The sequence below is a fragment of the Carboxylicivirga mesophila genome (genome assembly GCF_018271975.1).
GTDB classification, from domain to species: domain Bacteria; phylum Bacteroidota; class Bacteroidia; order Bacteroidales; family Marinilabiliaceae; genus Carboxylicivirga; species Carboxylicivirga mesophila.
In genome coordinates this window covers 411432-426149 of the sequence record NZ_JAGUCN010000001.1, presented here as the reverse complement: position 1 = coordinate 426149, position 14718 = coordinate 411432, and the positions used below count along the sequence as shown (strand labels likewise).

The window sequence follows — 14718 nt, the reverse complement described above, 5'->3', positions numbered from 1 at the left end:
TAAAACTCATTTAGCTGAATGAAAAACAGAAAGATATACATACTACTCATATTAGTAACGATTTGTTTTACAGGATACGCCCAGGAAGAACAACTGCCTAAAGTAAATATCGGGGGTGCCATCCGCTTTAACTACAATTTATCCGACTGGAAACCAGAACAAGTGAAAAGAGGTGGTGATTTCGGCTACGATGTTTTCAGGCTGAATGCCACCGGCACTTACAAGCAGCTTGGCTTTAATGCCGAGTATCGTTTCTACTCCAACAGTTTTGGTGGTGGCATGCTGAAACAAGGATGGATTGAGTACCACATCAACGACTTTAGCTCAATCCAACTGGGCTTATGCCAGGTGCCTTTTGGCCTGCAGCCCTACAATTCCAATAATTGGTTTTTCAGCTTACCCTACTACATTGGCCTTGAAGATGACCATGACATGGGTATCAAATGGATGAAGCGTTATGACCATTTGCTGGTACAAGCAGCCTTCTTTAAAAACGCCGAAGAACTAAACTTTGGCAATAACTCAGCTATTTCACCTAATCGCTATTCCTACGACGTGGCAGGCAGAAACAAAGAGGTAAACCAGGGAAATATCAAGTTTGCCTACAGCCCCGACGGCAATTTTAACACCAGCATTGAATTTTCAGCCATGTACGGTGGACTTTACAACCTTGTATCCAACAAGATGGGGAATCACTCAGCCCTTTCTATTGGCTTTCGGCACAAAATGAATAACTGGGAAGTAAAGTTACAAGCTCTCACTTTCAGTAAAAACCCGAAGGACTCGGCACAGTATCAAAACACCATTGAAATGGGAGCCTATGGCGCCATTTATAAAGTGGCAGCCAAGGGGCAGGTAGTAAGTTCATCCCTCTCATACACCATCCCCTGCAAGAGTCAACACATTGATTACCTCAAACTCTATAACGATTTCTCCTGGTTTAACAAATCGGAAGAAACCTTCCATGATTCATACATGAACGTGGTAGGCTGCATGGTAGCGGCCGGACCAATATACACATACATCGATTCGGCCTGGGGTAAAAATCATGCCTGGTTAGGGCCTGAATGGACAAATGCGTTTGCAGAAGGCTCAAAAGATGCAGAATGGCATATGCGATTTAACATTAACGTTGGATACTATTTTTAAAGGATTATGACAGAACAGAAATATAAAAGAAGCGATAAGCGCACATTTTTAGGCATTAAAGCCAATGGGCCGGTCTTTGTTACATCACTATTAGTGATTGCCATTTTAGTGGCCACTACCATACTGGTGGGCAAGCCCATGGAAAAGTATTTTTCACAGATTCAGTCAACCGTATCCAACAATACGGGTTGGTTCTTTATATTGGTGGTTAATATACTTCTCTTGTTTGCGGTATTTCTAGGTTTTAGCAAATTTGGCAAAATTCGCTTAGGTGGCGCAGATGCAAAACCTGAATTCTCTAAAAAAGGTTGGTTTGCTATGCTTTTTAGCGCAGGTATGGGCATTGGCCTGCTATTCTGGAGCGTCGCTGAGCCCATATTTCATTACAACAGCAACCCACTGATTGACAACTCAGATAAGATTGAAGCCGCTAAATCAGCCATGGGCATCACATTCCTACATTGGGGCGTGCATGCGTGGGCGGTATATGCCATTGTTGGACTCGCCTTAGCTTTCTTTACATTCAACAGAAAGCTTCCCTTAACCATTCGCTCAATCTTCCATCCCCTTTTAGGCGATAAAATATATGGCCCGCTGGGCGATGCCATTGACATCATCTCAGTTATCGCGACCATTTTTGGACTGGCCACCTCCCTGGGTTTTGGAGTGCAACAGGTCAATGCAGGGCTTCATTATTTGTTTGATTTTAATCTGAACACAAACGTGCAGATCGTACTCATCATCATCATCACCGGGATGGCTACATTATCGCTAGTCTTAGGCCTTGATAAAGGCATCAGACGCCTGAGTGAATGGAATATGCGAATTGCGATTATATTGCTGCTATTTGTTGTTATAGTAGGGCCATCGGTTTTTATCTTTAAATCATTCGTCCAAAATGTAGGTCACTATCTAAATGAGTTTTTTGAGTTAAGCTTCTGGACCGAATCATACAAGGGCGTTAAAGAAGCCAAGCACTGGCAGAACTCGTGGACGGTGTTTTATTGGGCCTGGTGGATTTCATGGTCGCCTTTTGTAGGAATTTTTATTGCCCGCATTTCCAAAGGCAGAACAGTTAAGGAGTTTATATTAGGTGTTTTACTTGTGCCAACACTGTTAACATTCATCTGGATGTCGGTTTTTGGAGGAAGCGCACTATTTCAGGAATTAATTGGTAACTCCGCTATTACAGAAGCCGTTAATGAAGATGTCTCCACAGCCATCTATAAATTACTGGAACAATACCCATTAGCTTTTCTTTCTTCATTCATAGCGGTATTGCTGGTTGCGAGTTTCTTTATCACCTCCTCCGATTCCGGGTCTATGGTGGTTGATACGCTCACCTCAGGAGGTCGACACGATGCACCGGTTGGTCAAAAAATATTTTGGGCATCGATGGAAGGAACCGTGGCGGGTGTTTTATTAATTGGCGGTGGGTTAACGGCATTACAAACTGCATCTATCCTAACCGGGCTGCCATTTGCCATTTTGTTACTCATCCTCTGTTATAGCTTTTACAAGTCTCTCAAATCATATTACCACACTAACTATCCGGGACCAACGAAAAAGGACGCCCTGCCAAAACAATAAGATGTTATCGGGCAATCCTTTCCCTACAGTCCCCAGCCAATCACCCAATTATAGAATAGGCCATTTATCCTGTTCTATAATTGGAAGGCTATTTGTATTCATTTCTGAATCTGCTAAAAAAATAATTCATTCGCCACTAACCTAGTCCCCTTAAAAACAAAAGAATTCATCAAGCACCTTCTTCACATAATAGTTACAGGCTAAACTAATAACTTGGATATTTGCGATGACTTAATTATTTTTAGTCGCAACCTTATTGCCTTAGCACAGTTAATTAGTTTTAACCTATAATTTTCTTGCATTGAAGAAAAAACCATCTCTTGTCAGTATTGTGCTGCTGCTAACTTTTGCAAACCTTTTAATTCTTGTCATACGCAATGTCATTGTTGGCAATGATTTTTATTCATTTCTGAGGTCGAACTTATTTATCGGTTCCTTCCCGGTGATTGCCATTGCCACCTGTCTTTACCACTTTAATCATAAGATTAATACACTACTTTTTTGGGGTGGCAGCTTTCTATGGTTTATTTTCTACCCCAATGCGCCGTATATGATTAGCGACCTCATACATGATTCGCAAGATCCTATTTCTAAGCTACATCCTGAAATGATCAAATACGATACACTGATTATCTTTTCCTTGGCAATGCTATCGGTATTTTACGGCTTTTTATCGTTGAAAATGATGTTCCAGCTTTTTAAAAAACGCTACAGCAACACATTCGCGCATATAGCCATACATTTTACAATTGTTATGAGCTGCCTTGGCTTCTACATGGGACGAGAACTGCTATCAGCCATTAAACTGGGGAATGGCTATCTATATTCATGGGAAATTTTTCTTGAACCCATTCAGATTATTAAGATTGTGTGGGAAGCCCTGTGGCCAATCCATGAGCACTGGCCAGCCTATGCTATGATGCTGCTATTTGGTGCAGTTCAATATCTTTTACTAATCATCTTTCATTACATCAACAGCATTGAGATTGCGCCGGAGAAATGAGATAATCCTTGCAATACATAGTTTATCCTGACACAAAAACAATAACAACATGACCATATCACGAAAAATCCTATACCTGCTGCTTGCCATGGCCGCTTTATTATTTCTGCCCTGGCTTGGCGGTTACTTCTTTTATAATGGGGAATTCCCGGCAGACTTTTATGCGTATCCTCCACTAAAACCAATCAATAAACCAGGTTTCAACCTGCCTATATTTGTGTTTGTCGCCATAGTATGCCTGGGTATTACAGCTATATACATCATGCCCAAGTGGTTTGGTTTTAAGAAAACTATCGTAGAAAATACAAGAAATATACCTCGTGTTAAACTACCTGTATGGTTTTGGTTTGGCCTTATTTGCTGGGCTATATCACTCACCTTTCTGGCTCTGCACCTTAAACAGCCTGCCTGGTTCATTCACTGGAGTGACGTTCCACTGTTTTGGGGTGCTGTTTTGGTACTTGATGGCATTGTTTACAAACGTACCGGAGGCAAATCATTAGTAGCCATCATCCCACAAGAACTTATTGGTATTGGCATAGCATCAATGACGGGTTGGATGATATTTGAGTTCATGAATTTTTTTGTGGATGATAACTGGTACTATCCATGGGGTAATATTCTTGACAGAGAGGAATTCCTATTATATGCCTTTATAATCTCATCTGGCCTGCTGCCGCTTGCATTTGAGTGGTACCTGTTATTCCTGACATTCCCAAAACTGGCAAATAGATTTCGGAATGGTATTAAGATAGTACTGAGTAATGGCTTAAAAAATGGCATCCTTGTGATCTCACTTGTGTCAATGTTTGCTGCGGGCCTATTCCCTAATTACTTATTTTTTGTACTCTGGGTATCACCTCCTGTGGTACTGGGAATAATCCTCAATAAAATTGGCATCTGGACACCTTTTGATCCTATTGCAAAAGGCAATTGGGCACCTGTGCTTCTCTCGGCACTCACCTACCTGGTGGCGGGCTTTACACTTGAAGGCCAAAACTTCCTGAGTGCCATACATGATGGGCAGACAGCTCTGTTCACTAACGACCCGGCCTACTGGCAGTATAGTATTCCATTTGTGAATGTAGCTCATGTTTTTGAAATGCCTTTACTAGGCTATTTTGGTTATTTACCATTTGGCGTATATTGCTGGGTTTGGTGGATAGCGTGTGCCACATTACTGAATATTCCGGCCAAATTCCTGAAAGAAAATCCTCTGGACATTTAACTCATTGTTATGAAACACCTGATATGGCTTCTCATTATTTTTCCATTCATATGTAACGCTCAAATTATTACATGGGATGAAAAAAAAGAATTTTCATCAATCGGCGATCAGGTTGAGCTCCTTGAAGATCAAAGTGGCCAACTTACATTCAAAGACGTTAGCTCAAAAGCCATTGAGGAGCAATTCAAGCCATCTGATAGTAAAATACTAAGTCTGGGGTATACCGACTCCTATTTTTGGCTCAGGTTGACCATTCATAATCAAACAAAGGAAAATGCAATTCTGGAGCTGGCTCAGGCTGGGATCCCCTCTGCCGATTATTATTATCAGGAAGATTCCATCCGAATACATCACACAGCGTAGCATATGCCACGCTAATTGAAGCATTTCTACTGTCATTCCTGCTATCAAGACGGTTTGAATGGGAAAAGGAGGAGATTGAGCGTGAGAAACTGGCAGCTCAAATGAAAGTGGTTGAGACGACGCTTGAAAATAAGCGCATTATTGAAGACCAAAAAAGCAAACTTGAACAGGAGGTAGCCAGCCGTACTATTGAGCTTCAAAAAACGAATCGTCAATTAACCGAAACTAATGAGAAGTTAATGGATCTGAATCGTGAAAAAGACGGACTAATTAATATAGTTGCGCACGACTTGAAATCACCACTATGCAGCATCATCGGCTTTACTGAGTTAATTAAGCGAGAAGGTGAATTAAATCATAAACAAGATGAATACTTGTCTATCATCAACTCTGTTTCGCAAAATGGATTGTATTTAATTGATGACCTTCTGGATGTTCACTCATACGAATTCGGTTATTCTAAAGTCAATCACCAAAAAATTCATATCTCTCAATTTATTAATGATTGGTTAAAAACATTCCATCAACAAATTGAAAATAAAGAACAAAAGGTGCATTTTGAAGACAACATGACTAATTCTTCATACAGTACCGATCCATTTATGTTGAGCCGCATATTGAACAACATTCTTTCTAATGCTATTAAATTCTCAAATAAGGGGAAAACAATCTATGTGAAAACACATGATACTCCAACCTCAATTCATATATCAATACGAGACGAAGGTCCGGGAATCAGTCAGGATGACCAGAAACTCATGTTTAAGCGCTTCCAGAAACTATCGGCCAGACCTACGGATGGAGAAAGCTCCAATGGCCTAGGACTGTCTATCGTACAAGCATTAGTCGAAAAACTTAATGGAGAAATATCCGTAAAAACCCAACTTGGAGAAGGCACTGAGTTCAACATCAGCTTACCGGTAAACCAACAACCCGAAAACATAAAAAAAGAGAGCTGAAACCTCAGCTCTCTTTTCTGTGGAGAATAGCGGAATCGAACCGCTGACCTTTTGACTGCCAGTCAAACGCTCTAGCCAACTGAGCTAATCCCCCATCACTTTTTCAGTAAGGCCCTTTTGACCTTAGCGAGTGCAAATATAGATGTTTTTTTATTTATCGCAACACTCCCACTCAAAATGAGCACCTGATTTTAGTCACAAAAATGCCTTTTTAGGATTTACTCTTGACAGCTACCCTAAAAACTATGGAAATTTGAATGAAATTTGATTTTAAAATTCTATTTTTATGCACTCAAAATTTGGGTGAGGATTGAAACGGTCCTATTTAAATTGAGAAAAACTGGTAATAATAGCTATCTTTAGGCACCAAAACTTTGATCTATTATGGAAGTAAAAAAGTCGCCGAAGGCAGATCTTGAGAACAAGAAAAGCGTCTTCATGCAGATCGGGTTGGTGGTTACCCTGGCAATTGTTTTAATTGCGTTTGAGTGGACTACTACCGATGTGGATGCATCTCAGTTTGAGATGGTGGAAGAGCTTGAAGCCGAGGAAGAAATCATGCCTATCACAAGGCAGGAAGAAGTAAAACCACCGCCACCACCGCCACCACCAAAGGTTGCCGATGTATTAAACATTGTAGAGGATGACGTGGAGTTGGATGAAGAATTAGACATCGAAGACACTGAGATGGAAGAAGATACTGAGATTGATTTCTCAGACTTAGCCATGGAAGAAGAGGAGTCTGACGATGCACCGGTCTTCTTTATTGTAGAAGACATGCCTGAGTTCCCTGGTGGAGAAGAGGCGTTACGTAAGTACATTGCACAATCGGTGAAGTATCCTGTTATTGCTCAGGAAAACGGTATTCAGGGTCGTGTTTATGTGTCTTTCGTTGTTAACACTAAAGGTAAAGTAACCGATGTGAAAATTGCCCGTGGTGTTGACCCTAACCTGGATAAAGAAGCTATTCGCGTAGTACAGGCGATGCCAGCTTGGAAACCAGGTAAACAAAGGGGTAAAGCAGTAAAAGTATCGTATACTGTGCCTATCAACTTTGTATTGCAGTAGTAACTACTACAGTAACAATATAAAAAACCCCGCGGACGCGGGGTTTTTTGTTGCTTCAAATTGAACTATATTTGCGCTCAAATAATAAAACTAAAAGGTTGTAAATGATAGAAAGTCCTTCATCACAAAAGGAGTTGGAAAAAGTTGTATTAGTTGCGGTTAAAACACCGGAAGTATCCATGCAACAGGTAAATGAATATCTGGATGAGTTGGCTTTTCTGGCCGAAACAGCAGGAGCCATTCCTTTTGAACGCTTTACCCAGAACCTGACTATGCCCGACCCCAAAACATTTGTTGGACGAGGCAAGCTCCAGGAAATAATTGACTTTATGAAGGTGCATGAGGTGAAAACCATCATTTTTGATGATGAATTATCGCCATCGCAATTGCGCAACCTCGAACGCGAGCTGAAGGTACTTGTGCTGGATCGTACCAACCTCATTCTGGATATTTTTGCACGTAGGGCTCAAACAGCTCACGCCAAAACACAGGTTGAATTAGCACAATACCAGTACCTGTTGCCTCGATTAACGCGTATGTGGACGCACCTTGAACGCCAGCGAGGTGGTATTGGCATGCGCGGACCGGGTGAAAAAGAGATTGAGACTGACCGCCGTATTATTCGTGATAAAATTGCCAAGCTCAAAACCGATCTTAAAAAGATCGATCAGCAGATGGCTACCCAACGACAGAACCGTGGGAAAATGGTACGCGTAGCACTTGTTGGCTATACCAATGTGGGCAAAAGTACATTAATGAATGTACTCAGTAAATCGGAAGTATTTGCCGAGAATAAGCTTTTTGCAACTTTAGACACCACCGTTCGCAAAGTGGTGGTCGATAACATTCCTTTCTTATTGGCCGATACTGTTGGATTTATCCGTAAGCTGCCTCACCATTTGGTAGAATCGTTCAAATCTACGCTTGATGAGGTGCGCGAAGCTGATATTTTACTTCATGTAGTGGATGTATCACATCCGGGCTTTGAGCAGCAGATAGAGGTGGTTACCAAAACCCTGAATGAGATTGACAATCGTGAGAAACCTTCAATACTGGTATTTAACAAGGTAGATGCCTACGAATACACCCCAAAAGATGAGGACGACCTTACGCCTAAGAAACGGGAAAACTATTCGCTGGATGATCTGAAAGAAACATGGATGGGCAAACAGCCCGATTGTATTTTTATATCGGCAAAGAACAAAGTTAACTTTGTAAGGTTTAAGCAAATAATTTACGACGAGGTAAAAAAGATACATTCGCAACGTTTCCCCTTTAACGATTATCTTTACAACTCATACAATCAGGAAGGTGAATTGGAATAAGCACAATACATATCAGGAGAATGTCGAACATTCTCCTTTTTTATATCTGCTGTTCAACACCTAAGCGATTAAACCTGTAATTTTTGCTTGAGAAGTGAAACTTATCAGGGCTGATAAGGTAAACAGGATATTGATTCACCTCACATCTTGCTATTGAACAATCATGTTTTCACTGGATAAGCTTAAAATACGAACCCTTAACTTCTTTCATTCGTTTTTCTACCACCTATTGTTTTGGCTGGCTTCACTCGCGATGTATGTGTTCATCACTGGCGATGAATCTACTTTCATCAACTACTTTAAGTTATTTACAAAGGATGATATTTACGGTAATACTGTATTGCTGGCATCTATGTCATCTGTGCTGTTTACCAGTTTTGATCTGCTTTTCTCAGACAAACTGATGCGTTTCTCTCCCATCCGAATAATTGTATTGCTCCGTTTTTTATTCTACCTGCTAATCGCTTTACTTATTATATTTCTATCGGCCAATGCCACCATTAAGCTGGAGGAGTTAAAAGACTTTCAAATCTATTACCGTCTTATGCCTGAGCTAACCATTGAGCACGTCCGGTTCATTGTATGGTTTTATATTTCCTGTATTCTAAATAGTTTTTTCAGAGGTGTATTCAGAAAAATAGGCGTCGGCAATTTTTTACATTGGCTAACCGGAACACTTAATAAACCAAGGGTTGAGAAGCGCATATTTATGTTTATCGACATGAAGTCATCGGTTACTATCGCTGAAAAGTTAGGGCACAAAAAATTCAGTTATCTGGTTCAGGATGTTTTCAGCGATTTAGCTATTGTTGAAAACTACCATGGTGCTATTTACCAATACCTTGGCGATGGTGCAATCATCTCATGGGATTTAAAGCGAGGCATTAGAAATAACAACTGCGTGAAGGCTTTCTTCGCCTTTCAAAAAGTTATTCAAGGCAAAAACCTCTTTTACGACACCATTTATGGCATCAAACCTGAGTTTAAAGCCGGTATGCACGTGGGCGAAATTATGGTCCTGCAGGTGGGGCGGTTTAAGCGCGACATCTCGTACAATGGCGACACCTTAAATACTACCGCCCGTATCGAATCCATGTGTAATCAATACAAACAATCCCTGTTGATTTCTGGTGTTCTGTACGAGACGCTTCGTCATCCGGAAGAATTCGCAACCAAAGAACTGGAGACTATTAAGCTGAAAGGAAAATCAAGGGGAATACAGATTTACCAGGTCGGCCTTAAACGTAAGAAAAAGCGCAAATAAAAAGGAGCAATGCTTAGCATCACTCCTTCCGTATATTATTAGTTTTAATATCCCTACTTAATCAGCCCTTCTTTAATCATGTATTCAGCAATCTGCACAGCGTTAAGAGCTGCTCCTTTTTTGATTTGATCGGATACACACCAGAAAGTTAAGCCATTTGGATTGGCTAAATCCTGACGCACACGTCCAACAAACACCTCATCCTTACCAGCTAAGAATAGAGGCATCGGGTATTCTTTATTAGCCGGATCATCCATTAATATTACACCATCAGCTTTTGAAAAAGCTTCTTTAGCCTGCACTGGTGTAATTGGGGCTTCCGTTTCTACCCAAACTGATTCAGAGTGTGCACGAAGAATAGGCACACGAACACACATAGCGCTTACTGCTATATCACTGTGCATAATCTTGCGTGTTTCGTTAAACATCTTCATCTCCTCTTTGGTATAGTCATTGTCGGTAAACACATCTACCTGTGGAATCAGGTTCATGGCTAACTGATACTGAAAAGCTTCAACTTTTGTGTCCTCACCGTTAACAATGGCTTTTGTCTGCTCCTCCAGCTCCTGCATACCACTTGCCCCGGCCCCACTCGATGCCTGATAGGTAGACACATGCACACGCTTAATATGCGACAACTCCTCGATTGGCTTCAGTGCCACCACCATCTGAATGGTCGTGCAGTTGGGGTTGGCTATAATGTTGCGTGGGGCATTTTTACAATCGGTAGCATTCACCTCAGGTACCACCAACGGCACATCATCGTCCATGCGAAAAGCACTAGAATTGTCAATCATAACCGCACCATGCTTGGTAATTGTTTCAGCAAACTCTTTTGAAGTACCTCCACCGGCAGAAGTTAAAGCGATATCGATATCTTTAAAGTCATCATTATGCTGAAGTTCTTTCACTGTCAACTGCTGACCTTTAAACGTAATTTTTTTACCTGCGCTCCTTTTAGAGCCAAATAAAACCAACTCATCCAACGGAAAATTGCGTTCTTCCAAAACCCTCAGGAACTCTTGTCCTACAGCGCCACTAGCACCAACGATTGCTACTTTCATTACTCTAATAATTTAAATTGCTTAAATCATACTTTTCATAGTAAAACAAAAAATATGACCTCAACGGTGATATTAACTTTACATAGTAAGCAAAATGTATTAATTTGTTGTTTGTTGGTGGATTGTTCAATTGCTTACATTTCAATACAAAAATAGAAATATTTACTTTAACCCTTAACCCAATGATGCGATTTTTTGTCCTTTTACTATGTCTGCCATTCAACCTGACAGCCCAATTAAATGAATCATTCAGTGACAACAACTTCACAACAGCGCCTCAATGGATAGGTGATGACGATAAGTTTATTGTTAACTCTGAGCAGCAACTTCAACTCAATGATACAGATGCTGGCACAGCCTATCTGTCAACAGCCTGTAATATTGTTGAGGAAGCCAACTGGACTTTTCGTGTTCAGATGGGATTTAATCCTTCATCTAGTAACCTGGCGCGTGTGTATCTCATCAGTAATAATAGTCAGCTTATTGAGGCTAGCACTGCTGTATTTGTTGAACTGGGAAACACCGCAGATAATATCTGCCTGTATAAGGTTGAAAACGGCGAGAAAGAACTATTGGTGGAAGGCCTTGCAGGACGCCTCAGCCTCTCAGGTGTTGATGCACTTGTGCAGGTTAGCCGAAACGCTAATACCTGGCAGATGGATGTTGATATGGGCTCGGGATGGATAACGGAAGGTACTGCGACATACGAACACAACAGTCCATCAGCTTATTTTGGATGGTATTGCAAATACACCAAAACGCGCGCCGACAAATTCTTTTTGGATGACATTGTGGTTGATGGTCTCCCATTCTCTGACAAAACGCCGCCGATCATTACTTATTTTGAGCTCATTAATGGCTCACGCATGCAACTCCGCTTTAATGAACCGTTGGATGAAAGCAGTATAACCAATGACAACTTCTCTTTGGCGAATAGTGGTCGTCATCCATCTTCCTATACTTATTCGGGTGATAACCTCGAACTTACCCTCTTCTTCGACCCAATTATTGGCGATAATGATGCTGAACAATTAGTAGTTAAAGACATTAAAGATATGGCTGGCAATAGCATAGAGCCTGTTTCCTTTGAGTTTAGTTACCAAGTTACGCGCATTAACAGCCTTAAGCTTATTAATACTTCTACCTTGGAACTGCATTTTACAAAACCCGTTAATACTGAAGGTTTTACTAATGCAATATTCATCATTGATGATCATTCGGCAGACTTTAGCAATATCGAGCTAATTGATCCAACCACCTTTAGAATTAGTCTGACCAAAGCCCTTATCAACGGACAGACCTACCAGCTAACCATCAGCAACATAATTGATGCGATTGGTGATATCATTCCTGAAAAAACCAGTTCAATTGTGTTTTACCAGCCCAAACGTTTTGATGTGGTATTTAACGAGTGGATGGCCGATCCAACGCCTTCAATGGGTTTGCCAGAAGTGGAGTACATTGAATTACTTAACACTTCTGAATTTGAACTATCATTACATAACTGGAAGTTGTGGATTAACAACAAACAGGTGACATTACCTGAAGCCACTCTTTCAGCCGGGGCAATGATTTGCCTACTCAATTCTGCTGACGCAAATAGCTGGACGGAGGATGTGCCCGCTATTTTTGTGAAGAATATGCCGGCGCTTAGCAACATCGGTTACGATCTCGTACTTTCGGATGCTGATGATAATATTATGGATGCGTTCCGCTATTCATCTGCTGCAATTCCAGGGGAAGGTTTTAAACGTGAGGGCGGCTGGTCCGTGGAACGCATTGATCCTCTCAATCAAAGTGGGCAAACAGATAATTACCACTGGTGCATGAATTTAAGCGGAGGCACACCAGGCGCACTCAACTCGGTTTATCGCGAGAATCCTGATATTCAGCCTCCCGACATCTCGCAATGCGTTCTTCAAAGCGACAGTGCCTTACTGATTACATTTGATGAAACCATGCAATTGACTGATAATATATCCTTTGAGATAGAGCCTTCACTTACAATACAAAGGCAAGAATCAGACTCAGTCTTTCTGCGTGAGCTGACCATACATTTTTCAGAACCATTACGCGTAAATAATGCATATCGCATATCGGCTATTAAAATAAGTGATTGGGCAGGCAACCCCATGCATTTGGAGCACCCTCGATTGTTTGGCGTACCAGATTCTCTTGAAAAGAACGATTTACTAATCAATGAGGTGCTGTTCAATCCCTATCCCGACGGTGCGGACTTTGTTGAAATATACAACCAATCAGATAAAATTATCGATGTGAGTGAGCTATATCTGGCTGAAATTAATAGAGATAACATTGAAAAGCTACACGCCGTTGCACATAGTAACCACTTACTGTTGCCCCAAAGCTACATGGCTATAACTCTAGATATAGCCCAAATAAAACAGTTTTATAACTGCAAGGATGAAATGGCTCTATTGGAGGCCAAAACACTACCTTCCTACCCCGATCAGGAAGGAATAGTAGCACTTACCAATAAGCAAGGTATCATTCTGGATGCGTTTAACTACAGCGAACAAATGCATTTTGATTTATTAAAAGACAAAGAAGGGATATCACTCGAGCGCTTATCATGGGAAAAACCTGCTAATGATGCGAGTAACTGGCATTCAGCTGCATCAACAGCAGGCTTCGCCACACCAGGCTATATCAACTCACAAACAGCTGAGCCATACAATCCCGAATTAGACGCCAAAACAGTTTCAGTTACACCTGAAATTTTTACGCCCAATGGCGATGGGACGACTGATTTTCTGAACATTTATTATACTGCCGAAGAAACAGGTGCTATCGGCACCATTCGCATTTATGATAGCTATGGCAATGAGGTGCGTTACCTGGTTAACAACCAGACATTGGCCCAAAATGGCTATTTTACCTGGGATGGTTTAGATGAACAAAGTGTTGCACTGGCACCTGGTATTTATATTATTTATTTCCAATGCACTTACGCCTCCGGCAAAACCGTTGAAGAACGGCTTACATGTGTAATTAGTGCACAGAACACCAATTAATGACTTACATATAGCCAAATACAATGGTAAAAGTGTATTTTCATACCCGGAAAAAGACTCAAAGAACAAGGTAAAATGAACAGACAGGAACGTTTACAATTTTGCAAAGCCTGCAAACATCAGAAATTTGACACACATAAAGGGATTATTTGCAGCCTGACGAATGCTCCGGCTGAATTTCAGGTGGCCTGTACAACCTATAGTGAAGACCCGGAGCTAAAGCATAAAGTAGAGATGGAAGCTATACGCAACCAGCTATATACCCGAGAGGCAAACAAAGGGAAGCGTTTTGTCAACCACCTGCTCGATGGTATCTTTGCGTATATATTCATGTTCTTTGTAGCCATAATTATTGGTGTGATAGTAGCCATAGTGAATCCTGAGGCAGTTAATAATTTTGAGAATAATATGGGATTTTCATATTTCATGATGTTCTTTTCATTCTTCACCTACTACCTTATTATGGAAGCTACGACAGGCCGTACGCTGGGGAAAATGATTACCAATACAAAAGTGATTGATGTTAACGGCAATAAGCCTGATTTTTCAACGATACTTATTCGCTCGTTTTGCCGCTTAGTGCCCTTCAACGCCTTATCATTCCTTTTTGCAGAAAGAGGCTGGCACGATGCGTGGAGCAAGACCCGGGTGGTTGAAATACGATAAAACC

At 41.1% G+C, this 14718-nt stretch carries 12 protein-coding genes and 1 tRNA gene; 11 read left to right on the top strand and 2 right to left on the bottom strand.

Features of this window, described 5'->3' with window-relative positions; genetic code table 11:
• The first annotated feature begins 18 nt into the window (after nt 1-18).
• The 6 genes from KEM09_RS01780 (at nt 19) to KEM09_RS01755 (ending at nt 6292) form a co-directional block, all read left to right on the top strand.
• Complete coding sequence (locus KEM09_RS01780; RefSeq protein ID WP_212224496.1) at nt 19-1149, top strand: hypothetical protein; 1131 nt, start codon at nt 19-21, stop codon at nt 1147-1149.
• 6 nt (nt 1150-1155) lie between these two features.
• Nucleotides 1156-2739, top strand: a complete 1584-nt coding sequence (locus KEM09_RS01775) for a BCCT family transporter (RefSeq protein WP_212224494.1) — start codon at nt 1156-1158, stop codon at nt 2737-2739.
• 301 nt (nt 2740-3040) lie between these two features.
• Nucleotides 3041-3742, top strand: a complete 702-nt coding sequence (locus KEM09_RS01770) for a DUF1361 domain-containing protein (protein WP_212224492.1) — start codon at nt 3041-3043, stop codon at nt 3740-3742.
• Between the two features lie 49 nt (nt 3743-3791).
• Entirely contained in the window at nt 3792-4970 is a 1179-nt protein-coding gene (locus tag KEM09_RS01765) for a hypothetical protein (RefSeq protein WP_212224490.1), read from the top strand.
• 9 nt (nt 4971-4979) lie between these two features.
• Complete coding sequence (locus tag KEM09_RS01760; protein ID WP_212224488.1) at nt 4980-5333, top strand: 7TMR-DISMED2 domain-containing protein; 354 nt, start codon at nt 4980-4982, stop codon at nt 5331-5333.
• A gap of 101 nt (nt 5334-5434) precedes the next feature.
• Nucleotides 5435-6292: a sensor histidine kinase gene (locus KEM09_RS01755; RefSeq protein ID WP_212224486.1), complete on the top strand. Its 858-nt coding sequence runs from the start codon at nt 5435-5437 to the stop codon at nt 6290-6292.
• A 20-nt stretch (nt 6293-6312) separates the two neighbouring features.
• Here the strand turns inward: KEM09_RS01755 and KEM09_RS01750 are convergent.
• Nucleotides 6313-6386 (bottom strand) — tRNA-Ala (locus KEM09_RS01750).
• A 290-nt stretch (nt 6387-6676) separates the two neighbouring features.
• On the opposite strand from KEM09_RS01750, the gene KEM09_RS01745 reads away from it, so the two are divergent.
• The 3 genes from KEM09_RS01745 to KEM09_RS01735 all read left to right on the top strand — a co-directional run bounded on the left by KEM09_RS01745 (nt 6677) and on the right by KEM09_RS01735 (nt 9949).
• Entirely contained in the window at nt 6677-7360 is a 684-nt protein-coding gene (locus KEM09_RS01745; RefSeq protein ID WP_212189531.1) for an energy transducer TonB, read from the top strand.
• Nucleotides 7361-7464: 104 nt separating this feature from the next.
• Nucleotides 7465-8685: a GTPase HflX gene (gene hflX / locus KEM09_RS01740; RefSeq protein ID WP_212224484.1), complete on the top strand. Its 1221-nt coding sequence runs from the start codon at nt 7465-7467 to the stop codon at nt 8683-8685.
• Nucleotides 8686-8848: 163 nt separating this feature from the next.
• Nucleotides 8849-9949 carry an adenylate/guanylate cyclase domain-containing protein gene (locus KEM09_RS01735; RefSeq protein ID WP_212224477.1) on the top strand — a complete coding sequence of 367 codons (1101 nt, stop codon included), beginning with the start codon at nt 8849-8851 and terminating at the stop codon, nt 9947-9949.
• A 53-nt stretch (nt 9950-10002) separates the two neighbouring features.
• Here the strand turns inward: KEM09_RS01735 and KEM09_RS01730 are convergent, their stop codons facing one another.
• Entirely contained in the window at nt 10003-11013 is a 1011-nt protein-coding gene (locus KEM09_RS01730) for an aspartate-semialdehyde dehydrogenase (protein WP_212224475.1), read from the bottom strand.
• A 182-nt stretch (nt 11014-11195) separates the two neighbouring features.
• Here KEM09_RS01730 and KEM09_RS01725 point away from each other — a divergent pair, with 182 nt between their 5' ends.
• Both KEM09_RS01725 and KEM09_RS01720 read left to right on the top strand, forming a co-directional pair.
• Nucleotides 11196-14048: a lamin tail domain-containing protein gene (locus KEM09_RS01725; protein WP_212224467.1), complete on the top strand. Its 2853-nt coding sequence runs from the start codon at nt 11196-11198 to the stop codon at nt 14046-14048.
• Nucleotides 14049-14123: 75 nt separating this feature from the next.
• Nucleotides 14124-14714 carry an RDD family protein gene (locus KEM09_RS01720; RefSeq protein WP_212224465.1) on the top strand — a complete coding sequence of 197 codons (591 nt, stop codon included), beginning with the start codon at nt 14124-14126 and terminating at the stop codon, nt 14712-14714.
• The last annotated feature ends 4 nt before the right edge of the window (nt 14715-14718 follow it).